Genomic DNA, 23,733 nt, shown 5'->3' on the forward strand with positions numbered 1-23,733 from the left:
CGGACGAGCGCTCGTGACCTGAGGGAAGAGGGGAAGCGTGCGCTCCTGAGCCCCTGCACCAGGGTCTAGGGGGCTCAGCCCTCCCCTCGCGGTCCGGGTGCGCGAGGGCGGACGACGTACCGGACTCCCCGGCGGCGACCCGTTTCGTACCCTTGCGGCATGCGTATGCGCCCCACTCTGAGTTGGACCCCTGTCGAGGACATGCCGCCCGGCACCACGGATCCGGAGCCGGTCGCCGATGCGCTGCGCGCCGGCGGTGTGCTGGTGCTCAGTGGAGCGGGCATCTCCACGGAGTCGGGCATCCCCGACTACCGGGGCGAGGGCGGGAGCCTGAGCCGGCACACCCCGATGACCTACCAGGAGTTCACCGCGAGCGCCCAGGCCCGGCGCCGGTACTGGGCGCGCAGCCACCTCGGATGGCGCACCTTCGGCCGTGCCCGCCCCAATGCCGGGCACCTGGCCGTGGCCGCGTTCGGGCGGCACGGCCTGCTCGCCGGCGTGATCACCCAGAACGTCGACGGGCTGCACCAGGCCGCCGGCAGCGAGGGCGTCGTCGAACTGCACGGGAGCCTGGACCGGGTCGTCTGCCTCGGGTGCGGTGCCTTCGGTCCGCGCCGCGAACTCGCCCAGCGGCTGGAGGCGGCCAATCCGGACTTCGAGCCGGTGGCCGCGGGAATCAACCCGGACGGTGACGCCGACCTCACCGACGAGCAGGTCAAGGACTTCCGCGTCCTGCCTTGCGTGAGATGCGGCGGCATCCTCAAACCGGACGTCGTGTTCTTCGGCGAGGCGGTTCCACCGCAGCGGGTCGAGCACTGCCGCGAGCTGGTCCGGGAGGCGGCCTCGCTGCTGGTCCTCGGTTCCTCCCTGACGGTGATGTCCGGACTGCGGTTCGTCCGCCAGGCGGCCGAGGCCGGGAAGCCGGTGCTCATCGTCAACCGCGACCAGACCCGGGGCGACCGGCACGCCCTGACCAGGGTCGCGCTCCCGCTGGGCGAGGCCCTCACCACCGTGGCCGGGCGGCTGGACATCCCCGTCGTCGCACAGACCACGCCCCTGACCTGAACCTGCGCCCCGTCGGCGGTGCGGCGTGGGCCGAGCCTCGACGGCCCGGTCGACGTTCACCGTTATGGGGACGGGGCGGCGGGTGACGCGTACCGGTGGTCTCCGCCTCGGTGACCTGCGCAAGCGATCAAGACGGAGGGCACCTGCGCCTGACCGGGTGACACGTTCGGCGACTCGTCGGGTTGCGGAACTGACGGTCTGTCGGTTGCCTCGTGAGCGGAACACACGAGATGTGCCGCGCAGCAGGCCGGTCACCGTTCCGTTGGAGGATGCGCATGCGCTACAGACACGTGGGTGCGGGTATCGGCCTGGCTCTCGGTGCCCTCGGGCTGCAGATCCCGGCCGCTGCCGCCGCCGACGACCCGGACCTCCGTATCGAACCGTGGAACGCCCCACCGGGTTCCACGGTCACGGTCAGTACGAGTGCCTGTGACGCCGACGCGGACTACGGCAAGGGCCGCTCGGAGCTGGGCGGGGACTTCCATCTGTTCGCGGGCGAGGAGGAGGGGGAGCTCACGGGCGAGTTCCAGATCCCGGAGGGAGCCCGGCCGGGCGAGGACACGGTCACCGTGAAATGTCCGCCCCTGACCAAGGTCACGGAGACCTACCGGGTCATCGGACGCACTCCGAGCGGCTCGGTCAGCGCCGGCTTCGGACCGGCCGACGACACAGATGTGGGGCTCCCCCTGGGGGGCGGACTGCTCGTCACGGCCGCCGCCGGGGGTGCGGTCTGGCTGTGCCGCCGCCCGAACGACGACCGCAGCTGACCGCCGGACCCGATCGTCCCGTTCCGCCGGCCGGCCCCGTGCGGACCCTCCCACCCGCTGCGACGCATCCGCCGTGAAGCAAAGACACAACGCGATGACACTCAGACACCACACCGGCCCTCCCCGAGTTCCGTTCGTCCTCGCGGTGCTCCTTCTGGTCTGCACGATGACGGCCGGTGTGGTGCTGCTGGTCAGCGCCGTGCACGACAGGGACTCACCACCGCAGCCGTCGGCGGCGCAGCCCTTCTCCACCTCCGCACGTCCCACCGTCCGCCCGCTGCCCCCCGCCGATCCGGTCCGGCTCCGGATCGCCGAGATCGGGGTGGACGCCCCGATGACACGGGTGGGCCTCGATGCGGCAGGGGCACCACGGACTCCCCCGGCCGACGAACCCGCCCTCGCCGGCTGGTACGGCGACGGCACTCCGCCGGGCTCGGCGGGCACCGCCGTCGCGACGGGGCACGTGGACACACCCAGCGGCGACCCCGGAGTCTTCTACGACCTCGGCGCCCTGACCGAGGGAGCCACCATCGAGGTCCGCCGTGCCGACCGGCGGACAGCGGTGTTCACCGTCGACGCCGTCGAGCTGTACGACAAGGAGGAGTTCCCCAGCAAGAAGGTCTACGGCGATTCGGGCCGCCCCGAGCTCCGGTTGATCACCTGCGGTGGCGGTTACACCAAGCGCACGGGCTACCTGGGCAACGTCGTGGTCTACGCGACGCTGACCGCGGTGACGTAGCCGCCCGGACGGTCACCCCGTGACGTGGAACTCGTTCCCGCCGGTGTCGAGGAACTCGCCGGGTTCCCCGCCCCGTTGGGTGACCTCCGGACGGAGCCTGTTCCGCGTCTCCTTCGGCGCCGCGGGCGGCCCCATCACCAGCGAGACCGTACTCGTGGGCGTCCGGCGCAGCCGGACACCCCAGTCGTGGGACTCGACCGCGTGCCAGCCGGCCCGGGACTGCCAGAACGCCCGCTGCGCGCAACGATCCTCCTCCGCCACGTCGAGGCAGATCGCGACGAGGCCGCAGTCGGCGAGCACACCGGGGTGACCGGGACGCAGCACACAGAACTCGTTGCCCTCCGGATCGGCCAGCACGTCCCACGGGACGTCGCCCTGGCCGATGTCGGCCCGCGTCGCCCCGAGGGTGAGCAGGCGCGCCACCTCGGCCTCCCAGTCCGGTCCCCCGGCCAAGTCGAGGTGGAGCCGGTTCTTGAGCGCCGTCTTCGGTGTCGTGGCCGGCACGAACCGCAGGTGCAGGCCACCCGTCCGGCCCCGCGTCGCGTCGGACCAGAAGCGCTCCATGCGCGCGACGTCCAGCGCGTCGATCACGATCCCGGTCAGCATCCCGTTCCCCCGAGCCCTCGCATCCGGCGCCACGCGGCCGCCGGGCCACAGTAATCTCGGGTCATGCCCGAGACGTCAGTGGCGCACTTCTACGACGAACTGGCCGACGACTACCACCTGATCTACCCGGACTGGGACGCGAGCATCCGTCGGCAGGGAGCGGCCCTGGACGCCCTGATCGGCCAGGACCGCGCGGCGGTGCTCGACTGTTCCTGCGGCATTGGCACGCAGGCCATCGGCCTCGCGCTGCACGGGCACAGCGTCACCGGGACCGACGTCAGCGCCCGCTCAGCCGCCCGCGCGGCCCGTGAGGCCGCCCGCCGGGGCCTGAGCGTGCGCACGGCCGCCGCCGACATGCGTCGTCTCCCGTTTCCCGACGCCCGGTTCGACACCGTCGTCTGCGCCGACAACGCGCTGCCTCACCTGTTGACCGAGCAGGAGGTGCGCGCCGCCTTGGCCGAGATGCACCGCGTGCTGCGTCCGGGCGGTCTGCTGCTGGTCAGCACGCGCCCCTACGAAGACGTGCTGCGCGACCGGCCCTCTTCGACGCCTCCCCAGGTGCACCGGAGCGCCGACGACAAGGAACGGACCGTCACCTTCCAGCTCTGGCGCTGGCACGACGACGGTGAGCACTACGACATGGAGCACTTCCAGCTCCTCCCCGAAGGCGGGGAATGGCGCGTCAAGGTTCGCCGGACCGTCTACTGGGCGCTCGGCCGGAGCCGGCTGGCCGGCCTGGCGGCCGAAGCCGGGTTCGTCGAGCCCGGGTGGCGGATGCCTGAGGAGACGGGCTTCTTCCAGCCGCTGCTGGTGGCCCGTGCCGGCAAGCAGGGTGCGGGCGAGGCGGCAGGAGACGGTGGACGGTCTCGATGACCGTCCCGTTCAGGACCGCATACCGAACCACTGCTCGGCGCCGTACTCCTCGAACCACCCGGCCTCGGTGAACCCCAGCGGCTCACCGGGGAACGCGTCGGCGAACCAGTCGAGTGCCGCCGCGCACGCCTCTGCGGCGTACCCGCGTCCCCACGCCTCCGGCAGGAACATGTAGCCGAGCACGGCCTTCCCGGCACCGGGCCGGGCGTGACCCGGACGAGCTGCGTCGAGTCTGTCGAGCGTGGCCATCCCAGTCTTCGCCCCGTCGAGACCGACCACGAAGGAGCCGGGTCGCCGCCCGGTTTCGGTCATGCCGGGTAACGTATCGGCAGCCCTTGGTCGTTGTCGTTCCGTCCCGGACCGGCGCTGCTGAGCCGGGGCGGGGGCTTCGAGCATGTCGGCGCCCCGCACGCGGCCCGACCGACGCCCCTCACCTCGGCGTGGACGTGCCCGGCCGGCTGGGAGCGCGCGCCGTGGGGGCGCTGGCCCGCGACCGGGCCGCGCGGACCAGCGCGAGCAGCGACACGGAGCCGACGAACGCGACGTAGAGGAAGCCGGTGGTCCTCAGGCCCCACACCGGTGCCAGGAGGCCCGCGCCGAGGGCGGGAAGACTCAGCGCCGCATAGCTGACGACGTACACGGCGGAGAACACCTCCGATCGTGCCCGCGCGGTCGTGACCTCGCCGATGGCGCGGAGGTTGCCGTTGTACGTCAGGCCGACGCCCGACCCCGCCACGACGGCCCCGCACGCGTAGACGACCGGGGACGGCAGGGCGATGGCCACGGCCAGTCCCGCCGATCCCAGGGTCAGCGCGGCGGCGCCCAGCAGCGTGGCCCATCGCACCGTGTGCCGTGCGGACCACATGCCGCCCAGCCCGCCGGCCAGGAACAGCGCGGCGATGTCGAGCCCGCCCGCGGCCCCCCAGGTGACGTGGAGGACACCGGTGACCACGGAGGGGGTCAGGGCGAGGAACAGCCCGGTGACGGACCAGCCCGCCACGAGGGCCGGTACGGCGGCCAGGAACCGGTGCCGGGAGCCGGGCGGAACGGACACCCTCGGGCGGAGCCGGGTCCGCCCGCCCGCCGGCGGTCCGACCGTCTCGGGGATGTGCCACACCGCCACCGCGAGGAGCAGGAAGACACAGGTGAGGACGGAGAACACGTAGGTGTCCGGGTGGGCGGCCGACTGGACGAGCAGTCCCACGCCGGCGGCGCCGGCCGCCAGGCCCACGCTCGTCCCCACCGCCGTCACCGTGGTCCCCGCGTGCGGGCGCCGCGCCGGGGAGAAGTCGACGAGCCCGGCGGCCAGCCCTCCGACGGCGGTCCCGGTGGCGACGCCCTGCACCGTCCGTGCGATCACCAGGGACGGGACACCGCCGGCCGTCCAGAAGATCGCCGTACTGGCCGCCGCCAGCAGGAGCGCGGCGAGCAGCACGGGACGGCGTCCCAGGCGGTCGCTCACCGGGCCCAGCGTCAGCAGGGCGCCGAGGAGCCCGACGACGTACACGGCGAAGACGACCGTCACCATGGTGACCGAGAAGTCCCAGCGCTCCCGGTACAGGGGATAGATCGGCGAGGGCGCGCTCGCGGCCGCCATCAGTACGACCGTGGTGACCGTCAGCACGCCGAAGGCGGCGCGTCGGCTCAGACGGCGGGGGGTGCGGCGAGGACGCGGCGGTCGCGGCGGCTGGTGCCCGGTCGCCGAGGGGTCATCGCGGCCAGGGAGCATTGTTGACGCGCTCGACCATGGACGTGCGGCGGAATCCGGGGACGAAGTGTTCCAGGACGTCCGAGTTGACGGTGCCGTAGGTGGTGTCCGGACGGTCTTTGAGGCCGTCGACGAATGCCTGCAGGAATTCCTTCTTGAAATCCCCGCGCGGATGGGCGGCGACGATCTCGTCCAGCTGGTCGCCTTCCAGTCTGTCCATGCCCCAGCCGATCGCGTCGGTGAGCACGCCGTAGTTGGTGGCGGCGATCTCGGGGCCCAGCCGGCCGGGAATCTCCGGCGTCGTGTGCAGGGCGATCGCCATCCAGACCACCTCGGCGGCGCTCTCGGAGAACCCGCGGTCGAGCAGGAACTTCCGCGCGTGGTCGGCGCCGTCCACCTCGAAACGCTGTTGTGTGTCGGAGAACGGGATCAGCAGGCCCGTGTCATGGAACATCGCGGAGATGTAGAGCAACTCGGGATCGGGCCGGAGGTCCAGCTTCCGCGCGTGGAGGGAACCGAGGAGAAACACCCGCCGCGAGTGGTGGAAGATCAGCGGGTTGGTCCGCTCCCGGAGGAATTCCGTGGCCTCCGCGACAGCCGATGTCTCCGGTATTTCCACGCCTGCGATGATGTCGGTCATGATGTCCGTGCTTTCCGGTGCGATGTGCTACGAGTGGACCGTGCGTCCGTTCTCCACGGTGCCGACCACGCGGCCCGCGGCGCCGCCTCGGTCCGGCCATGAACCACTCGAATCCAGTCACCTCAGGATGGCTCTGTGAGCTCCGACACGCATCGCGTAGCGATCCTCGTCTACGACGGGGTCAAACTGCTGGACGTCGTCGGCCCCGCCGAGGTCTTCGGGGAGGCGAACCTCCTCGGTGCCGACTACAGCGTCGACCTGGTGTCGGCGACGGGTGCCGATGTCGCCTCCTCGATGGGCATGCGGATAGCCGTCGACGGCGGTGCCGCGGCCGAGGCGGACCCGGGCACCTTCCTGGTGCCGGGCGGAGACATCTACCCGAGGACCCCGGTGACGCGCGAGCTGGTCGAGGCCGCCAGGGATCTGGCGGGCCGATCCGGCCGGGTCGCCTCCGTGTGCTCCGGTGCCTTCGTCCTGGGCGCGACGGGCCTCCTGGACGGCAAGCGGGCGACCACCCACTGGAAGATCGCGGGTGAACTCGCCGCCCGGCACCCCAGGACCCGCGTCGAACCCGACGCCATCTACGTCCGCGACGGCACGACGTACACCTCGGCGGGGGTCACCGCCGGCATCGACCTGGCGCTGGCCCTCGTCGAGGAGGACCACGGTCCCGACGTCAGCCGGGAGGTGGCCCGTTCCCTGGTGGTCTACCTGCAACGGGCGGGCGGCCAGTCCCAGTTCTCCGCCCCCCTGCAAGGACCGCCGCCCCGGTCACCCGCCCTGCGCAGGGTCGTCGACCTGGTCACGGCGGACCCCACCGGCAACCACTCCCTCGCCGAACTCGCCGGGCACCTCAACCTCAGTACGCGTCACCTCACCAGACTGTTCCGGGAGGAACTGGGCACCACGCCGGCCCGCTACGTGGAGTCCATCCGGTTCGACATCGCCAAGTCGCTGCTCGACCAGGGCTACACCGCGACGCAGGCGGCGTCCCTGGCCGGCTTCCCGAGTTACGAGAGTCTCCGCCGCGTCTTCGCCCGGGAGTTGGCCATCTCCCCCGCCGCCTACCAGCGCCGGTTCGCCACCGCCCACCGCGCCGGGGCCGAATAGCGACCGCCGGACGGCGCGGGCGGGACCGCTCGGTGCCGCCGGAGCGCCCTCCGGTTCCGGGACCGGGGATGCTGGTGGTTGACGATTGAACGAACTCGTTTAATATTCACCTATCGCGTCGGACGAGGCGCCGCACGCCGCCCGCACCCCGGGTGAGCTGCGTCCGCCCCGGCGCACCGCACGCATCCTCAGGATCGGAGACGACTTCATGACCACCCCTGTCCGCCTCGCCGTCATCTACTACTCCGCCACCGGCTTCTCCGCCGAGATCGCCAAGGAGATCGCGGAGGCGGCCGAGAAGGCGGGCGCCGAGGTGCGCCTGCTGAAGGCGGCCGAGCTGGCTCCCGAGGCCGCCATCGCCTCCAACCAGGCGTGGGCCGCCCACGCCGCCGAGAGCGCGGGCGTGCCCGAGGCCACGACCGCCGACGTCGAGTGGGCGGACGCGGTCGTCTTCGGCTCCCCGACCCGCTTCGGCAACATCTCGTCCCAGCTGAAGCAGTTCATCGACACCCTCGGCGGCCTGTGGGCGCAGGGCAAGCTGGCCAACAAGGTCTACAGCGGCTTCGTGACCACCGCCACCGCGCACGGTGGCCAGGAGTCCACGCTGCTCGCGCTGTACAACTCCATCCACCACTTCGGCGGGATCATCGTGTCCCCCGGCTACACCGACCCCGTCAAGTTCGTCGACGGCAACCCCTACGGCACGTCGCACGTCGACGCCCAGGGCAACAACCCGGTCGGCGAGCAGACCCGCAACGCGGCCCGTCACCAGGCCGAGCGCGTGGTCCAGGTGGCCGCCGCCCTCAAGGCCGGCCTCGCCTGACACACCCGACGCGTCGGCTTGCCGCGCGCGGGTGCGACGTGCGGGGCGTTCCTTCCGCAAGATGGGGCGGAAGGAACGCCCCGCACGTCGTCGTCTCCGCCCCCGGCGCCCCCGGCCCGTCCGGGGGGCTTCCCGCTCTCGCGTAAGGTGCTGGCGCATAGGGTGCCGGTGCGGCGGGGAGCGGATACGCGCCCGGCTCCGACTGACCCTGTGTGCCGGGAAGGGATGAGATGGCGAAGGCCAGGACGACGCGTTCCGACGGGCGAGCCGGCGAGCGCGGGGGGCGCTCGGACGCGCGGCGGGCGGCGCCCGCCAGTGGCCGGCCCCGGGATCCCGCGATCGAGGAGGCGATCATCCGGGCCACGCGCGAGCGGCTGGCCACGGACGGCTACGCGTCCATGACGATCGGGGACATCGTCGCCGACGCCGGTGTCACCCGGCCGACCCTGTACCGGCGTTGGGCGAACAAGTACGACCTCGTCGTCGACGCCCTGCGGTACGGACTGCGCAAGCAGCGCGAGGCGTACCCTCCGCTGGACCTGGACCGGCTCGCTCCGCGGGAGGCGTTCGTCGAGGCGGTGCGCCGTCTGGACCCGCGCTGTCACAACGAGCGGGCCATGGCCCTGCACGGCAACTTCATGGCCGAGGCCGAGCGGGCGCCGGGGCTGCTGGAGCAGCTGCGCGAACACGGCGTACGGCCTCGCTGCGAGGAGCTGCTGGAGACGCTCGTCTCGCTGCGGCGCCGGGGCGCGGTGCGTGAGGACGTCGACCTGGACATGATCGTGACCCTCTGTTTCGGCAGCTACTTCGCCGACTACCTGCGGACCGGCCGGGACGTGCCGGCCGACTTCGCCGAGCGGATCGTCGCGGCGGTGTGGCCCGTGCTCGCCGTGGACGGGGAGGGCTCCTCGGCCTGAGGCGGATCTTCGGGTTCCGCTCGCCCGGCAGCCCTGGTTTCGTTACAGCTACTGACTGTAATGGAACGCGGAGGGATGGTGTTCGGGTCAGTCGGACCCCGTGGCGACCCGAGAGGACCCGCGCATGAGCGAGGACAGCCGCAAGGCGTTGATCGAGCGCAGCATCCCGTTCCTGGCCGAGGTGAGGAACCGTACGGCCGGCAAGGACCTGGAGAGCTGGCTGAACGCCACCTACGGCCCCGAGAGCGAGCTCTACCAGGACCTGGCGCGCCTGATCAAGATCGGTGTGCTGGAAGCGGGCTGGGCGGCGAACACCGAGGTGGACGGCCCGCGTTACCGCCGCAGCCTCATCGCCGGACCGGCCGAGGAGACCCACTACTTCAGCATCACCGCCGTCTACATGAACAGCGTCGAGCGCTACCGGGGCCAGTACCACGCGCACCCCTACGGCGAGTTGAACCTGGTCGTCCCCGTCGACCCCGGCGCCGAACTGGCCGGACCGAGCGGCTGGCAGGGTGCGGGCTGGACCGCGCCCGCTCCGGGCAGCCACCACTACCCCGAGGTGCGCGGAGGCGCGCTGATCGCCCTCTTCTACCTCCCCGCCGGACGCATCTCGTACGACATCCGCCCCTCCCGGTCGGCCGGTGCGGCCGCGTAGGAGGTGTCCGGGTGAGGACGCACCGCCGGCCGGGTCCGGCGAAACCCGGTAGCTCTTCGGGGCCGGTTCTGCGTACGTTCGGCCGCATGGCTGACGAATGCTTCGCGCATCCACGACTCGCCGCGATCTACGATCCCCTCGACCCCGACCGCAGCGATCTCGATGCCTACCTCGGCATCGTGGAGGAGTCCGGGGCGCGACAGGTCCTGGACATCGGCTGCGGCACCGGGGTGTTCGCCCTGCTCCTGGCCGAGCGCGGGATCGAGGTCGTAGGCGTCGATCCCGCCCAGGCGTCGATCGACGTCGCCCGGGGCAAACCGGGCAGTGACCGGGTGCGCTGGATCCGCGGTGACGCGACGAGCCTGCCGCCGCTCCAGGCCGATCTCGCGACGATGACGGCGAACGTCGCCCAGGCGATCGTCGATCCGCACACCTGGCACGAGACGCTGCGCGGCATCCACGGAGCGCTGCGGCCCGGCGGCCTCCTGGTCTTCGAGACCCGTGATCCGGCCAGACGCGGCTGGGAGGAGTGGACCCGCGAGAACTCCTACCGCGTGACGGAGATCCCCGGTGTCGGTGCCGTCGAGAACTGGGTCGAGCTGATCGAGGTGAGCGAGCCGCTCGTGACCTTCCGCTGGACGTACGCCTTCGCGGCGGACGGACAGGTGCTGACATCGGATTCGACCCTGCGCTTCCGGAACCGGGAAGAGGTCGAGTCGGACCTGGTCGCACACGGCTACGAGGTGCAGGACGTCCGCGACGCACCGGACCGGCCGGGCAGGGAGTTCGTCTTCCTCGCACGACGCCCGCCTCACGACCGGGCAGAGGGGACGGATGCCTGAGTCGTCCCGGCCCGCGGGTCTCGTCGACACGGTCGTTCGCGCCGGGGACACGGCACGCCGTCCGGCCGCTGCCCGCACGAGGTTCGTCGGCGATCCGCCGAGCTCGCCCGAAGCCCACCCTGGTGGCCGGAATGTCCACCCCGGGGGAGCACAAGAATTCCCCGCCTGCGCCGCCGCCCGCCGGCCCGAGTGGTCAAGCCACCGCCGCCGTCCGAGACTGGAGGAGGAGCCTCCGTGCTCCTCCAGCGGCGGGTCACAGCGCGCAGGAGACGACGTTGACTTCCTTCTCACCCGGCTTCCGAGGACGGCCCCACTCGTTGGCGGAACGGCTGCCGCCCGGACAGTATCCGACCGAGTCGTTCCCGGTCCTGTCGGCCGGTCCCACTCCGCGGGTGGCGGCCGAGGCGTGGTCGTTCACCGTCACCACCGAGCTCGGCGAGACGCGGAGCTGGACCTGGGACCAGATGATGGCCCTGCCCCAGCAGGACACGGTGACGGACATCCACTGCGTCACCCGCTGGTCCAAGTTCGACACGCGCTGGCGCGGAGTGTCACTCGACGTCTTCCTCGACGGGCTGGAGACGACCGCCGGGTACGCGGTGGCCGACAGCTACGGCGGTTACACCACCAGCCTTCCGCTCGCCGACCTCCTCGGCGGCAGGGCGTGGATCGCGCACACCTACGACGGTTACGCGCTCTCGCCCGAGCACGGCGGGCCGGCCCGGCTGCTGGTGCCGCACCTCTACTTCTGGAAGTCGGCGAAGTGGGTGCGCGGACTGCGGCTCACACACGAAGACGACCCGGGTTTCTGGGAGTCCGCCGGCTACCACTCCTACGGCGACCCGTGGCGCGAGCAGCGTCACCGGGGTGACTGACCGTGGCCCTCGCCTGGCTGCCGGCACGGCTGGTCGGACGGCGGGCGCAGAGCGCGACCGCCCGTACCCTGGAGTTCACCGTGCCCGGCTGGCCCGGTCACCTGCCCGGCCAGCACGTCGACGTCCGCCTCACCGCGGACGACGGCTACCAGGCCGTCCGCAGCTACTCCCTGGCGGCGCCCGCCGACGACGACCGGCTGGAACTGGGTGTGCAGGCCGTGTCCGACGGTGAGGTCTCGCCCTACCTAGCCGACCGGCTGCCGCCGGGCGAGCAGGTCGAGATACGCGGACCGCTCGGCAACTGGTTCGTGTGGCGCCCGGAGCAGACCGAACCGGTGCTCTCGGTGGCGGGCGGCTCCGGTGTCGTACCGCTCATGGCCATGATCCGCGCCCACCGCTCGGCCGGCTCGCGCAGCCTCTTCCAACTGGTGTACTCGGTGCGCGATCCCGAGGACGTCTGGTACCGGGAGGAGCTCGAGGACGGCGGCCCGTTCCTCGACATACGGCTCCTCCACACCCGCCGGAGCCCGCACGGCGCCGCCCGCGCGCCCGGCCGGATCACGGCGGCGGACCTGCGGGAGCCGGCGGCCCGCCTGGACCCGGTGAGTCCCGTCTACGTCTGCGGTTCCACCGGCTTCGTGGAGACCGTCGGCGACCTGCTGGTCGAGCTGTTCGCGGGCCGGGGGAAGGAACCCGCGACCATCCGCACCGAACGCTTCGGCTGACCCTTCTGCTCCGGACAGGGGAGATTCTCATGGGAGACCCCGGCACCTTCCTCGACGGCAACGCTCTTGCCGGTCCGTTGTCGGAGATCCTCTCCGTGGAGCCCACCACGGCCTGGTGGCGATGCCCGCACTGCAAGCAGGCGGGGTCGTTGGCGCAACTGCACCTGTACGGGCCCGAACCCGGGATCACCGCTCGCTGCCCGGGGTGCTCCTATGTCGCCCTGCGTCTGGTCAGGGAGGAAGACCACATCTGGCTGACGCTGGGCAGCGGGACCGGCGCCTTCCGGTTCCGCACCGCCTGAAGGGGGGCGCGGCGGCACGACCCGCGCGCACCGGCGGAACGCTCCCGCGTGTCGCCGTTGGGACATGTCGCAGCTGTGACAGCTCGCGCCCGTGACAGGTCCGGCCTTCTCGCCAAATGATTTCGGACAGTTGTGATCTACGGCTGTTCGAAAGGTGTTTCCCTGATGGCAAAGTTCCGCCTCACGGCGGCGATATCAACAGGATTGGTACTGCTTGCCGGCGCCGTACCCAGCACCGCCGTGGCGCGGACGGCGACCAGCGGTACCGTCACTCGTCCCACGGCGGAACCGGGCGCACGCTCCACGACCGTACGGCTGGTCACCGGGGACCGGGTGACCGTGACCTCGCTGCCCGGCGGACGGCGCACCGCGTCGGTACGGCCCGGCCCCGGTCGCGAGCACATCCCCTTCGAGACGTTCGAGCAGGACGACAAGTCGCTGACCGTGCTGCCGTGGGACGCCGAGGCCCTGGTGTCCGCGGGCGCACTGGACCGCCGGCTGTTCGACGTGACCGCCCTGATCGCACAGGGCTACGACGAGGCACACACCTCCGCGCTCCCGCTGATCGTCTCCTCGGAGCCGTCCCGGGCGGGGGCCAGGGTCACCGCCGAGGCGGCACGCGCCGCCGCGGCCACCGCCGACCGACTCCTGGCGCTCAGCACACCGGGGACCGGCTCCCGGAAGCTGCCGAGCATCCACGCCCGGTCGCTGCGGGTCGCCGACCGGCGACTGGGCGACTTCTGGAAGACGCTGAACCCCGGCGGCAAGGCCGGCGTCGCCCGTGCCGCGGTGACGCCGCGCGTCTCGCTGGACGCCAGGGTGAAGGCCGTGCTGGACCGCAGCACCGCGCAGATCAACGCCCCCACCGCCTGGAAGGCGGGTGACGAGGGCCAGGGCGTCAAGGTGGCCGTGCTCGACACGGGTGTCGACGCGAGCCATCCCGACCTGGCGGGTCGTATCGCCGAAGCCGAGGACTTCTCCGGGAGTTCCAACACGGACGACCACTTCGGCCACGGCACGCACGTCGCCTCGATCGTCGGCGGCAGCGGGGCCGCGTCGGGCGGGACCCGGCGGGGTGTGGCGCCGCGGGCCGACCTCCTCATCGGCAAGGTCCTGGGCGACGACGGCTACGGGACCGAGTCGGCCGTCATCGACGGCATGCAGTGGGCGACACGCGAACACGCCAAGGTCGTCAACATGAGCCTGGGGTCGGGGTCCCCGACCGACGGCACCGATCCGCTCAGCCAGGCGGTCGACTCCCTCACCGCGTCCAGCGGCACCCTCTTCGTCGTCGCGGCGGGCAACGAGGGGGAGGCAGGCCCGTCCAGCGTCAGCTCGCCGGGTGCGGCCGACGCCGCGCTGACCGTGGGGGCCGTCGACCGTGACGACTCCCTCGCCCCGTTCTCCAGCCGCGGCCCGCGCCTGGGCGACGGCGCGGTCAAGCCCGACGTGACCGCCCCCGGGGTCGGCATCGTCGCCGCCCGCGCCTCCGGCACCACCCTGGGCGACCCGGTCGACGCCCACTACGTCGCCCTGTCGGGGACCTCCATGGCCACCCCGCACGTCGCCGGTGCCGCCGCGCTCCTGGCCCAGCGGCACCCGGACTGGGACGCCCAGCAGCTCAAGGACGCGCTGATCAGCACCGCGCACACCGTGCCCCGCACGCGGGTGACCGAACAGGGCGGCGGCCGTATCGACGTGGCGACGGCCCTGGGCCCGGTGCGGGCCAGCGGATCCGTCACCCTCGCCCCGCTGCGGACCGGCGGCCCGGCAGGGCGGCAGCAGTCGGCCACGGTCCGCTACACCAACTCCGGTGACCGTCCCGTCACGCTCTCCCTGGCCCTCGGCCTGGCCACGGAATCCGGGCGCGCGCTCCCGGACGGGGTGGTCGGCCTCGGCGCCGACACGGTGCGGCTCGCCCCCGGCGCCACGGCCGAGGTGCCGCTGACCACCGACGCCCGGCACGCGGTCCGCGGCACCTACTACGGGTACCTCACCGCGAAGTCCGCGGACGGCACCGTACTCACCCACACCACCGTCTCCCTCGCGGTGCACGCCCCGCAGCACAAGCTGACCGTGTTCTACCGCGACCGCGACGGCAAGGTGATGCCGGACTGGCTGCCCACGATCTGGGGCCCCGACGGATTCGTGGACTACACGGACAGGCAGGCCCACGTCGCCCTCGTGGAAGAGGGCACGTACTACGTCAGTTCGGCCTTCTACGACATGACCGACCACGGCGGCGAGGCGGGCACCGTCGTCGTCCCCGAGGTCAAGGTCACCGGGGACCGGACGGTGACGCTGAACGCCGCCCAGGCCACCCCGGTGCGCATCCGCACACCTCGCCCGGCCGAACAGCACGGCATCCTCAGCACGACCGTGTACCGCCGGATCGACGGTCACGGACTGATCCAGGGAGTCATGTACTTCGACGACGTCACACACCTCTACGTCAGCCCGACCTCCCGGGTCACCGACGGCGACTTCGAGTTCTCCTCGCGCTGGCAGCTGGTGGCTCCGCAACTGCGGGCGAAGGTCTCCGGCGGATCCGGGGAGTTCATCCCGTTCTACGAGGCCGACTCCCCCGTCTTCCCGGACCGCGGCGCACGGCTGACCGCCGTGGACGCGGGCACGTCGTCGGCGCCGGACTTCCGCCGCGCACGCGGGAAACTCGCCGTCGTACGGTACGACTTCTCCGTCTCCGTACCCGAACTGGCCCGGTCCGCCGCGAAGGCCGGGGCCAAGGCGCTGCTGATGGTGTGGCCCGAGGACCAGGGCAGCGTCTGGACCCGGTGGCAGCCGACGGGTGAGCGGACGGCGCTGCCCGGCATGCGGGCCTCCTGGAAGGACGGCACCGCCCTGTTGCGGCGCGTGGCGAAGGGCACCACGACGGTGACGTTCTCCGGCACGGTGCGCAGCCCGTACCTGTACGACGTGGTGCAGGTGTCGAAGGGCTTCGTCCCCAAGCAGGTCGTGCACACCGTCTCGGAGCGGGAGAGCGCCGTGGTGCGCAGCACGTACACCCGCACCGGTGCCTCGGCGTGGGCCAGCGAGCAGCGCTTCGCGTGGCGGCCGTACCAGGAGACCGCGTGGAACCAGTACAGCAGGTACGTCCCGGTGGGCCGCGAGCGCGTCGAGTACGTGACCGGCGGGGACACCCTGTGGAACCACGTCGTGCACCACGACGTCGTGGACGTTCCCGACCTGCCGCTGGCGGCCGGCATGCGGAACGCGCCGCGCACCTACCGTCCCGGCCAGCGCGCCACGGAGCGGTGGTTCGGAGCGCCGGTCCGTCCGTCCGTTCCCCGCGGCTGGACGATGCCCTCGGTCCGCAACGGTGACACCCTGAACGTGTACGTCCCGGAGTTCACCGATTCCGACGCCGGTCACTGGTCGTTCGCGGAGTCGAGCGGCTTCGGCACCGGCCGGGCGGCCGCCGCCGACGACGTCGCCTCGGCGGTGCTGTACCGCGACGGAAAGCAGACCGCGACCTCCGACAACGGCGCGTGGGGCAGCTTCGAAGTGGCCCCGGGCGACGCCCGGTTCCGGCTCGACCTGACGACCGCCCGTGCCTCGGACGACTGGCGGCTGGGCGTGCGCACGCACACCTCGTGGACGTTCCGCTCGGACACCACGGCCGGCGCCGTCCGGCTGCCGCTGCTCCAGCTCGACTACGCCGTACCGGCCGACGCGCAGGGCGCCGTGAGCAGGGCGCGGGCACATCGCCTCGGCTTCACCGTCCGCATGCAGGACGGCATGGCCGCCCCGCGCGGCGTACGCCTGAAGGCCGAGGCGTCGTACGACGGCGGGAAGACCTGGACCACGGCGCGCACCGAGCGGCACGGCGACGGCCGGCAGTTCACGGCCACCGTGGAGCGGCCGTCGAAGGTGCGCGGTGACGCCTACGTGACGCTCCGCGTGACCGCCACGGACTCGGCCGGCGACAGCGTGCGCCAGACCGTGGAGCGGGCGTACCTGCACCGCGGTACGGCGTGACGCGCGGACGACGCTGACGCGCTCGCGCGGACACTCGCTGCGGCGGGTGCCGGGCCCATGACGGGCCCGGCACCCGCCGCGCCTGTCGGAGGACGGGGCGAACCGTGACAGCGGCCGGCACGCGCCCGCGGACCGCGTGCCCTTGGTGCGGGTGGCGCCGGGCGGCCCCGGTCACAGCCAGCCGCGTCGCGACGCCTGCCAGGCGAGCTGCATACGGGTCACCGCGCCGGCGCGCTCCATCATCCCCTGGATGCGGCGCTGGACCGTCCGGCGGCTCAGCCCCATCTGCGAGGCGATCGCCTTGTCGGCGACCCCCGCCACGAGCAGCGACAACAGCTTGCGGTCGGTGGCCGAGAGCGAGTCGGCCGGACCGGCACCGTCGGCCCCGGCGAGCGTGCCGGTGCCGTCGATATCCAAGGGGACGGCGTCCTCCCAGTAGCAGTCGAAGAGGGCGAGGAGGGCCGCGAGCAGGTTGCTGTCCCTGACCAGCGCGGTGGTCGGTTCCTCCGGGCTGCCGTGCGGTCCGCCGGCCACGAGGGGGAAGACGGCGACGGAGCGGTCGGCGATGGCCAGACGCAGCGGCAGGTGCGGTACGGCACGGGCCACCTCACCGGCCCGCACACCCGCCACCACGTTCTCCAGGGCCCCCTCGTCGTCGAAGAACGCCTTCTCGTACACCACGCGGTAGCGCACGCCCCGGGCCAGCGCCTCGAACTCCTCGGTGTTGGTGCCCGACGGCATGGCCACGTACTGGGCCTTGCAGAACCACAGCATCTCGTGGCGGGCGCTCGACTGGATCTGCCGGAGCTGCTGACGCAGGGCCTCCGCGCCGGTGACCACCTCCAGCAACTGGCCCGCGTCATGCCTGCGCATCGTCTCCCGGTAGGACTCGATGAGACGTGCGGCCTCGAACCGGGCCAGGTCCAGCGCGTCGGCGCTGCGCTTCAGCCGGGGCAGCAGCGCCACCTCGGGCGGAGCGGGGCGGAACACCCGCGGGGTGCCGTCCGTGTGGGTGGCGAGGCCCTTGCCGACCAGGGACTCCAGGATCCGCCCGGTCTCCGCGCCGGTCAGGCGGGCCCGCTGGGCGATGTCCTCCCGGGTGGCCCGGCCGGACGTCACGAGCATCTGGTAGAGGGCTTCCTCCTCGGGCGAGACGCCAGCCGCCTCCAGCGCCACGGACGCCTCCCGGAATCTTGGAATCCACCGTTTGAATATCGTACTACGTTGGGTCCTGCGGCCCCGCTGCCTCGTTGTGCTCGCCGGGGCGTCGGGCCACCGGGGCCCTCTCCTCCCGGGTGGGCGGTACGGCCGGGGATGAAAGCGAGGCGGTGCGGGAGTTGGGTGTGACGACAGGGCGGTCGGTGATCGTCGTGTCGGGCCGGACCGCCGTCGAAAGGCAACCTCATGTCCTCGCTGCGCCTCGGTGTCTCCCTCCAACCTCGCTGGCCGCTCGATGACGGAGCCGGTGTGCTCCGCGCCGCACGCCATGCCGAGGATCTGGGCTTCGACCACGTCGCGGTCGGCAACCGCCTCCTGGAGAGCGGTTTCGGCCTCGACACGGACCCGCTCGTTCTGCTGTCGGCCGTCGCCGGGGCGACGACGCGCCTGCGGCTGCTGACATCCGTACTGGTCGCGCCGTACTATCCGGCACTGGTGCTCGCCAACCAGGCGGCCACCCTGGACGTCGTGTCCGGCGGCCGCCTGATCCTGGGCGTCGGCACCGGCTGGAATCCCGACGAGTTCCGCGCCGTCGGGGTGCCCGCCCGTGAACGCGGTGCACGCACCGACGACCACCTGGCCGCCGCCAAGGCCCTGTGGGCCCGGCGGCCCGCGGACTTCGACGGGCCGTTCACGACACTGCGCGCCGCGCACCTGGGGGTGCCTCCGGTCACCGCCGGCGGTCCGCCCGTGTGGGTCGGCGGCCACAGCGACGCCGCCCTGCGCCGTACGCTGCGTCTCGGCGACGGCTGGTACGGCACGGGCGCCGACGCGGCCGAGGTCACCGACGTCCAGCGCCGCCTTCGCGACCTCGCCGGCGCGGAGAACTCCGACCGGGTGACGCTCGCTTCGGCCGCCTTCCTCACTCCGCCCGGCCTCCCCGCGGTGGTCCCGCCACCGGGACGGCCGCTCGGGGGTGCCGTGCCCACTGCGGCGAGTGTCGCCGACGACCTCGCGCGGCTCGCCGAGGCCGGTCTCACCGCGTGCACCCTGTGGCTGCCCGTCGCGGCCGAGCATGTCGAGAGGGCCATGGAGTGGGTCGCGGCCGAGGTGGCGCCGCGACTGACCTGACGCCGCGGCAGGGGAGGCCGCCGGACTGATCGGGCCGACGCTTCCAGGGGGCGTCCGCCTGGTGCCACGCGACCGGACAGCACCGCCTCGGGCCCGCCCCGACGACGTGCCGCCGGACCGGCGTCCCAGCGCTCACGCCCCTCCTTGGGCCGATGTGTCCCGTCGCCACACCGCCGTCCGGTACCGATCACATCTGCAACCACCTTGCGCCTCACGGCGGCCTCCCGCCCCGCCTCGCCACGGTCGGCCGGGTGACGCCCCGCGCCACGAAGGGCCGCGCGGGCGGAGTCCGACGCCTGGGAATCCGCTCAAATCCCCCATGCCTCGCGCTGGCTACCGCAGCATCAAACCCCCGCCCACCCGCGGGCGCACGGACCAACGACCGCGCCCTTCCCTCATTCGCTATAGCCATGGTCCGCCGGAACCCGTCACAAGACGGCGGAACCGGTCAGACATCGATCCACGCATCAGGGGTTGACACGAGCCGCCGCGCCACCCAGCCTTTGGCAACGTTGTCATTCCTCCTGCGTCAGACCCGGAGAGGTCCGGACCGCACCGCTTTTTGATGGGACGTCACGCTCATGACAGATCAGTCGGATCCGTCGCGCCATCCGTCGCGACGGGCCATCGTCACCACGGGTACCACCCTGCTGGCCGGATTCGGCCTCGGTTTGCTTCCTGCGCCGGGTGCGGTCGCCGCGCCCGGCGGCGCGCCGGTGGACTCCGCCGCCTCCCCCGGTGAGCTGGCGCTCTACCGGCCGGTCACGGTCTCGTCGACGGCCTACGCCGCCACCCCCGGTTCCTTCGTGGTCGACCGCCTCTCCTCCCCCGGCGTCAAGGGCAGCGGCTGGCGTGCCGAGGGCGGTGACCCGCAGTGGATAGCCGTCGACCTCCAGGCGGCCTGCGAGGTCACGCGGGTCCGCCTCACCTTCGAGGCCGACGCCTCCGACCCGGTGTACACGCCGCCCACCACCGGCAATGTGCACAGCGGCACCACCGGTGACGAGATCCAGTCGAGCTTCTCGCTGGTCTTCGTGGTCGAGACGTCCGTGGACCAGGAGTCCTGGACGACGGTGTACAGCACCACGGCCGGCACCGGCGGCGTCGTGGACGTCCAGCTTCCCCACCCGGTGTCGGCGCGCTGGGTGCGCATGACGTCGCGCAAGCGCTCCAGCCCGCTGCCCCTCGGCCTCAACGGCTTCGAGGTGTACGGCACCGCCCGGGGCCACCGCCCCTCGGCCACCGGTTGGACCGACTGGGGCACCCGGCACGACGAGGCACCGGCGCTCACGGTCGCCGACGACGGGACCGTGCCCGTGGAGTCGGGCTGGCGGCTCACCATGGACGACTGGGCCGGTGCGGACGGCGCCGGTCTGTCGAAGACGTCCGTCGACACCAGCGGCTGGCTGCCCGCGACCGTTCCCGGCACGGTGCTGGGCTCGCTCGTGGAGCAGGGCAAGCTGCCCGACCCGGTGGCGGGCCTGAACAACCTGCGGGTACCGGAGGCGCTGTCACGCCACTCCTGGTGGTACAAGCGGGACTTCGCGCTGCCGCGCGGGCTGCGCACCGGGGCCGGCCGGCACGTCTGGCTGGAGTTCGACGGCGTCAACCACAAGGCCGACGTGTGGCTCAACGGCAAGCGGGCCGGCGACCTGACCTACCCGTTCGCCCGTGCCGCCTTCGACGTCACCCGGCAGCTCGCCGAGAGCGGCGAGAACGCGCTCGCGGTGAGGATCACGCCGATGCCGGTGCCGGGCAGCCCGGGTGACAAGGGGCCGCTGGGCGAGTCCTGGGTGGACGCCGGCGCGCAGCAGATGAACCTCAACTCCCCGACGTACCTGGCCTCCTCGGGCTGGGACTGGATGCCGGCCGTACGCGACCGCGCGGCGGGCATCTGGAACCACGTCCGGCTGAGATCGACCGGTCACGTCGTCATCGGCGACCCGCGCGTGGACACCGTGCTGCCCGCGCTGCCGGACGTGTCGGTGGCCGAGCTGACCATCGTCGTGCCGGTGCGCAACGCGGACACCGCCGACCACCAGACGACGGTCACGGCCGCCTTCGACGGGGTGCGGGTGTCGAGGACGGTCACCGTGAAGGCGGGCGCGAACCTGGACGTCGTCTTCACGCCGGACGCCTTCGGCCAGTTGAGGCTGCACGAGCCCGAGCTGTGGTGGCCGAACGGTCTGGGCGAGGCGCACCTGCACGAGCTCACGCTCACCGCCACGGCCGGCGGCCAGGAGAGCGACCGGCGCACCACCCGCTTCGGCATCCGCCAGTTCGGCTACGAGTACGACGTACCGCTCGTGTTCACCGCGTCCGGCGACGCCTACACGCAGACCGTGACCTTCGACCAGCAGCAGGCCCGGCACGTCCGCGTCCGCTGCCTGACGCGGGCCACCTCCTGGGGCAGCTCCCTGTGGACCCTGTCCGTCCGGGACGGCACCCGGCCGGACACCGACCTCGCGCTGCACGCCCACGCCGAGGCGTCCAGCACCGACCAGGACGGCAACGGCGCGGCCAACGCCACCGACGGCGACCCCGGCACCCGCTGGTCCTCCGCCTACGAGGACGACCAGTGGATCAGGGTGGACCTCGGCTCCGTCCAGTCCTTCGACCGGGTCGACCTCACCTGGGAGCAGGCGTACGCGAAGACCTTCGTGGTCCAGGTCTCCGCGGACGGCTCGGACTGGACCGATGTGAAGTCGGTGGACAACGGGGCGGTGCCGCTGCCGTTCAACAACGGCAACGCCAGTCTCCAGGTGGAGGACTTCGACCGGCGGACCGCGCGCTACGTCCGCCTGAGCTGCGGTCTGCGCAACACCAGTTGGGGCAACTCGTTGTGGTCGCTGTCCGTCGTCGACCGGAGTGAACCCGGCACCGATCTCGCCCTGCGCCAGAAGGCCACCGCTTCCACGGAGGAGTCCGACCACCCGGCGTCGAACGCCACCGACGGGAACCCGAACAGCCGCTGGTCGTCCGCCTACGAGGACCACCAGTGGATCCAGGTGGACCTCGGCTCCTCGCGGGCGTTCGACCGCGTCGCCGTCCTCTGGGAGACCGCGTACCCGAAGTCGTACACGATCCAGGTCTCCGACGACGGCGACACCTGGACCGACGTGAAGACCGTGTCGAACACCCCGGACCCGCTGAAGATCAGCGTCAACGGCGTGCGCGTGCTGGCCCGTGGCGGCAACTGGGGCTGGGACGAACTGCTGCGCCGGATGCCGGCGGAGCGCATGGACGCGGCGGTGCGGATGCACCGGGACATGAACTTCACGATGATCCGCAACTGGGTCGGCAGCAGTGACCGGGAGGAGTTCTTCGCCGCCTGCGACCGGCACGGCATCCTGGTGTGGAACGACTTCCCCAACGCGTGGGGCATGGACCCGCCGGACCACGACGCCTTCAACGCGATCGCGCGGGACACCGTGCTGCGGTACCGCATCCACCCGTCCGTGGTGGTCTGGTGCGGCGCGAACGAGGGCAACCCCCCGGCCGCCATCGACAAGGGGATGCGGGAGGCGGTGGAGCAGCAGGTGCCCGGCGTGCTCTACCAGAACAACTCGGCGGGCGGCATCATCACGGGCGGCGGCCCGTACGGCTGGGTGGAACCGGAGAAGTACTTCGACCCGATGACCTACGGCAGCCGTGACTTCGGTTTCCACACCGAGATCGGCATGCCCGTCGTCTCGACCGCTGCGAGCACCCGCAGCATGACGGGCGACGAGCCGGACTGGCCGATCCGGGGCGCGTGGTACTACCACGACTGGAGCGAGCGCGGGAACCAGGCGCCGCAGAACTACAAGGCCGCCATCGAGGCCCGGCTGGGCGAGTCCGGTGACCTGGACGACTTCGCCCGCAAGGCGCAGTTCGTCAACTACGAGAACACGCGGGCCATGTTCGAGGCCTGGAACGCCAACCTGTGGGACAACGCCTCCGGTCTGATGCTCTGGATGTCCCACCCGGCCTGGCACAGCACGGTCTGGCAGACGTACGACTACGACTTCGACGTCAACGGCACCTACTACGGCGCCCGTTCGGCCTGCGAGCCACTGCACGTGCAGGCCGATCCGGTGAAGTGGCGGGTCATCGCGGTGAACCACACGTCGGCGGACCTGCGGGGCGCCACCGTCACCGCGCGGCTGTACGACCTGTCCGGCCGGCAGCTCGGCGGGAGCAGGACGGCCCGGGTGGACGTGGAACGGGCGTCCACCGCCGAGGCGTTCACCGCCGCGTGGACGGACGGCCTCCCGGACCTGCACCTGCTGCGGCTGACGCTGGAGGACTCCCGGGGCAGGGAGCTGTCGCGGAACACCTACTGGCGCTACCGCGAGGCCGCCGCGCTGCGGGGGCTGAACAAGGCGAAGCAGGTGAAGCTCACGGGCGCGATCACCCGGCGGTCGCGGTCCGGCGACCGCGAGGAGCTGACGGCGGTGGTCCGCAACCAGGGCTCGGCGGTGGCCGCCATGGTCCGGCTGTCGCTGCTGGAGGACGCGCACGGCCGGCGGGTGCTGCCGACGCTGTACAGCGACAACTACCTGTGGCTGCTGCCCGGCGAGTCCCGGACCGTCCGGCTGTCCTGGCCGAAGGGGGCCGGCGCGGCACGGCACCCGGTGCTGACGGCACAGGCGTACAACGGCCCGGCCGCGACCCTGCACGGCTGAGCCACGCCCGTGTGTCCGGCGCCTGTGATGCCCTCCGGGTATCACAGGCGCCGGAAGAGGTCTTGGACGCGGCCCCGTCTCCGAGCGCAGGCTGATCAGCGAAGTCGGCGACATCACCGAGCTACGGAAGA

At 72.2% G+C, this 23,733-nt stretch carries 19 protein-coding genes and 1 pseudogene; 15 read left to right on the forward strand and 5 right to left on the reverse strand.

Going from position 1 to position 23,733, the window contains the following annotated elements; all coding sequences use genetic code 11:
- Window positions 1-159: 159 nt before the first annotated feature.
- The 3 genes from AB0946_RS14255 (at window position 160) to AB0946_RS14265 (ending at window position 2,571) form a co-directional block, all read left to right on the forward strand.
- The gene (locus AB0946_RS14255; protein ID WP_366760865.1) at window positions 160-1,065 is read left to right on the forward strand and encodes an NAD-dependent protein deacetylase; all 906 of its coding nucleotides are present in this window, start codon (window positions 160-162) and stop codon (window positions 1,063-1,065) included.
- A gap of 275 nt (window positions 1,066-1,340) precedes the next feature.
- Window positions 1,341-1,832, forward strand: a complete 492-nt coding sequence (locus AB0946_RS14260; protein WP_366760866.1) for a sortase — start codon at window positions 1,341-1,343, stop codon at window positions 1,830-1,832.
- Between the two features lie 166 nt (window positions 1,833-1,998).
- On the forward strand, window positions 1,999-2,571 hold the full coding sequence (locus AB0946_RS14265; protein ID WP_366761092.1) for a class F sortase: 573 nt from the start codon (window positions 1,999-2,001) through the stop codon (window positions 2,569-2,571).
- Window positions 2,572-2,583: 12 nt separating this feature from the next.
- Here the strand turns inward: AB0946_RS14265 and AB0946_RS14270 are convergent, their stop codons facing one another.
- A complete protein-coding gene (locus AB0946_RS14270; RefSeq protein ID WP_366760867.1) occupies window positions 2,584-3,177 on the reverse strand; it encodes a VOC family protein in 594 nt (197 codons plus the stop codon).
- A 63-nt stretch (window positions 3,178-3,240) separates the two neighbouring features.
- On the opposite strand from AB0946_RS14270, the gene AB0946_RS14275 reads away from it, so the two are divergent.
- Window positions 3,241-4,050, forward strand: a complete 810-nt coding sequence (locus AB0946_RS14275; protein WP_366760868.1) for a class I SAM-dependent methyltransferase — start codon at window positions 3,241-3,243, stop codon at window positions 4,048-4,050.
- 9 nt (window positions 4,051-4,059) lie between these two features.
- Here AB0946_RS14275 and AB0946_RS14280 read toward each other — a convergent pair.
- The 3 genes and pseudogenes from AB0946_RS14280 to AB0946_RS14290 all read right to left on the reverse strand — a co-directional run.
- Window positions 4,060-4,350 (reverse strand): annotated as a pseudogene (locus AB0946_RS14280) (GNAT family N-acetyltransferase); the annotation flags it as partial.
- Between the two features lie 130 nt (window positions 4,351-4,480).
- Window positions 4,481-5,779: an MFS transporter gene (locus AB0946_RS14285; RefSeq protein ID WP_366760869.1), complete on the reverse strand. Its 1,299-nt coding sequence runs from the start codon at window positions 5,777-5,779 to the stop codon at window positions 4,481-4,483.
- Window positions 5,760-6,398: an HD domain-containing protein gene (locus tag AB0946_RS14290; RefSeq protein ID WP_366760870.1), complete on the reverse strand. Its 639-nt coding sequence runs from the start codon at window positions 6,396-6,398 to the stop codon at window positions 5,760-5,762. Before AB0946_RS14290 ends, AB0946_RS14285 begins: the two co-directional genes overlap by 20 nt.
- A 135-nt stretch (window positions 6,399-6,533) precedes the next feature.
- Here AB0946_RS14290 and AB0946_RS14295 point away from each other — a divergent pair, with 135 nt between their 5' ends.
- From AB0946_RS14295 to AB0946_RS14335, 9 genes are all read left to right on the forward strand, one after another.
- Complete coding sequence (locus AB0946_RS14295) at window positions 6,534-7,508, forward strand: GlxA family transcriptional regulator (RefSeq protein ID WP_366760871.1); 975 nt, start codon at window positions 6,534-6,536, stop codon at window positions 7,506-7,508.
- A 208-nt stretch (window positions 7,509-7,716) separates the two neighbouring features.
- Window positions 7,717-8,331 (forward strand): NAD(P)H:quinone oxidoreductase, encoded by a 615-nt coding sequence (gene wrbA, locus AB0946_RS14300; RefSeq protein ID WP_366760872.1) that lies wholly within the window; start codon window positions 7,717-7,719, stop codon window positions 8,329-8,331.
- A 230-nt stretch (window positions 8,332-8,561) separates the two neighbouring features.
- Complete coding sequence (locus tag AB0946_RS14305) at window positions 8,562-9,248, forward strand: TetR/AcrR family transcriptional regulator (RefSeq protein ID WP_366760873.1); 687 nt, start codon at window positions 8,562-8,564, stop codon at window positions 9,246-9,248.
- Between the two features lie 124 nt (window positions 9,249-9,372).
- Complete coding sequence (locus tag AB0946_RS14310) at window positions 9,373-9,906, forward strand: DUF4863 family protein (RefSeq protein WP_366760874.1); 534 nt, start codon at window positions 9,373-9,375, stop codon at window positions 9,904-9,906.
- A gap of 86 nt (window positions 9,907-9,992) precedes the next feature.
- A complete protein-coding gene (locus AB0946_RS14315; RefSeq protein ID WP_366760875.1) occupies window positions 9,993-10,748 on the forward strand; it encodes a class I SAM-dependent methyltransferase in 756 nt (251 codons plus the stop codon).
- Between the two features lie 275 nt (window positions 10,749-11,023).
- On the forward strand, window positions 11,024-11,623 hold the full coding sequence (locus AB0946_RS14320; protein WP_366760876.1) for a sulfite oxidase-like oxidoreductase: 600 nt from the start codon (window positions 11,024-11,026) through the stop codon (window positions 11,621-11,623).
- A 2-nt stretch (window positions 11,624-11,625) separates the two neighbouring features.
- Window positions 11,626-12,348 (forward strand): FAD-binding oxidoreductase, encoded by a 723-nt coding sequence (locus tag AB0946_RS14325; RefSeq protein WP_366760877.1) that lies wholly within the window; start codon window positions 11,626-11,628, stop codon window positions 12,346-12,348.
- 29 nt (window positions 12,349-12,377) lie between these two features.
- Window positions 12,378-12,650, forward strand: coding sequence for a DUF6510 family protein (locus AB0946_RS14330; protein ID WP_366760878.1), 273 nt, complete (start codon window positions 12,378-12,380; stop codon window positions 12,648-12,650).
- Window positions 12,651-12,815: 165 nt separating this feature from the next.
- Window positions 12,816-16,646: a S8 family serine peptidase gene (locus AB0946_RS14335; protein WP_366760879.1), complete on the forward strand. Its 3,831-nt coding sequence runs from the start codon at window positions 12,816-12,818 to the stop codon at window positions 16,644-16,646.
- A 171-nt stretch (window positions 16,647-16,817) separates the two neighbouring features.
- Here AB0946_RS14335 and AB0946_RS14340 read toward each other — a convergent pair whose 3' ends face one another.
- The gene (locus tag AB0946_RS14340) at window positions 16,818-17,822 is read right to left on the reverse strand and encodes a helix-turn-helix domain-containing protein (RefSeq protein WP_366760880.1); all 1,005 of its coding nucleotides are present in this window, start codon (window positions 17,820-17,822) and stop codon (window positions 16,818-16,820) included.
- Window positions 17,823-18,050: 228 nt separating this feature from the next.
- Between AB0946_RS14340 and AB0946_RS14345 the strand changes: the two genes are divergently transcribed.
- The gene (locus AB0946_RS14345; RefSeq protein ID WP_366760881.1) at window positions 18,051-18,935 is read left to right on the forward strand and encodes a TIGR03619 family F420-dependent LLM class oxidoreductase; all 885 of its coding nucleotides are present in this window, start codon (window positions 18,051-18,053) and stop codon (window positions 18,933-18,935) included.
- Window positions 18,936-19,516: 581 nt separating this feature from the next.
- Window positions 19,517-23,602, forward strand: a complete 4,086-nt coding sequence (locus tag AB0946_RS14350; RefSeq protein WP_366760882.1) for a discoidin domain-containing protein — start codon at window positions 19,517-19,519, stop codon at window positions 23,600-23,602.
- Window positions 23,603-23,733: the final 131 nt, after the last annotated feature.

Source organism: Streptomyces sp. NPDC046870, from assembly GCF_040704595.1.
In the GTDB taxonomy this organism is placed as follows: domain Bacteria; phylum Actinomycetota; class Actinomycetes; order Streptomycetales; family Streptomycetaceae; genus Streptomyces; species Streptomyces argyrophylli.

Excerpts from the sequence above, each read along its gene's own strand:
- AB0946_RS14255 (WP_366760865.1), top strand. The coding sequence starts at position 160 with ATGCGTATGCGCCCCACTCTGAGTTGGACCCCTGTCGAGGACATGCCG.
- AB0946_RS14260 (WP_366760866.1), top strand. The coding sequence starts at position 1,341 with ATGCGCTACAGACACGTGGGTGCGGGTATCGGCCTGGCTCTCGGTGCC.
- AB0946_RS14265 (WP_366761092.1), top strand. The coding sequence starts at position 1,999 with ATGACGGCCGGTGTGGTGCTGCTGGTCAGCGCCGTGCACGACAGGGAC.
- AB0946_RS14270 (WP_366760867.1), bottom strand. The coding sequence starts at position 3,177 with ATGCTGACCGGGATCGTGATCGACGCGCTGGACGTCGCGCGCATGGAG.
- AB0946_RS14275 (WP_366760868.1), top strand. The coding sequence starts at position 3,241 with ATGCCCGAGACGTCAGTGGCGCACTTCTACGACGAACTGGCCGACGAC.
- AB0946_RS14285 (WP_366760869.1), bottom strand. The coding sequence starts at position 5,779 with ATGCTCCCTGGCCGCGATGACCCCTCGGCGACCGGGCACCAGCCGCCG.
- AB0946_RS14290 (WP_366760870.1), bottom strand. The coding sequence starts at position 6,398 with ATGACCGACATCATCGCAGGCGTGGAAATACCGGAGACATCGGCTGTC.
- wrbA (WP_366760872.1), top strand. The coding sequence starts at position 7,717 with ATGACCACCCCTGTCCGCCTCGCCGTCATCTACTACTCCGCCACCGGC.
- AB0946_RS14305 (WP_366760873.1), top strand. The coding sequence starts at position 8,562 with ATGGCGAAGGCCAGGACGACGCGTTCCGACGGGCGAGCCGGCGAGCGC.
- AB0946_RS14310 (WP_366760874.1), top strand. The coding sequence starts at position 9,373 with ATGAGCGAGGACAGCCGCAAGGCGTTGATCGAGCGCAGCATCCCGTTC.
- AB0946_RS14315 (WP_366760875.1), top strand. The coding sequence starts at position 9,993 with ATGGCTGACGAATGCTTCGCGCATCCACGACTCGCCGCGATCTACGAT.
- AB0946_RS14330 (WP_366760878.1), top strand. The coding sequence starts at position 12,378 with ATGGGAGACCCCGGCACCTTCCTCGACGGCAACGCTCTTGCCGGTCCG.
- AB0946_RS14335 (WP_366760879.1), top strand. The coding sequence starts at position 12,816 with ATGGCAAAGTTCCGCCTCACGGCGGCGATATCAACAGGATTGGTACTG.
- AB0946_RS14345 (WP_366760881.1), top strand. The coding sequence starts at position 18,051 with ATGTCCTCGCTGCGCCTCGGTGTCTCCCTCCAACCTCGCTGGCCGCTC.
- AB0946_RS14350 (WP_366760882.1), top strand. The coding sequence starts at position 19,517 with ATGACAGATCAGTCGGATCCGTCGCGCCATCCGTCGCGACGGGCCATC.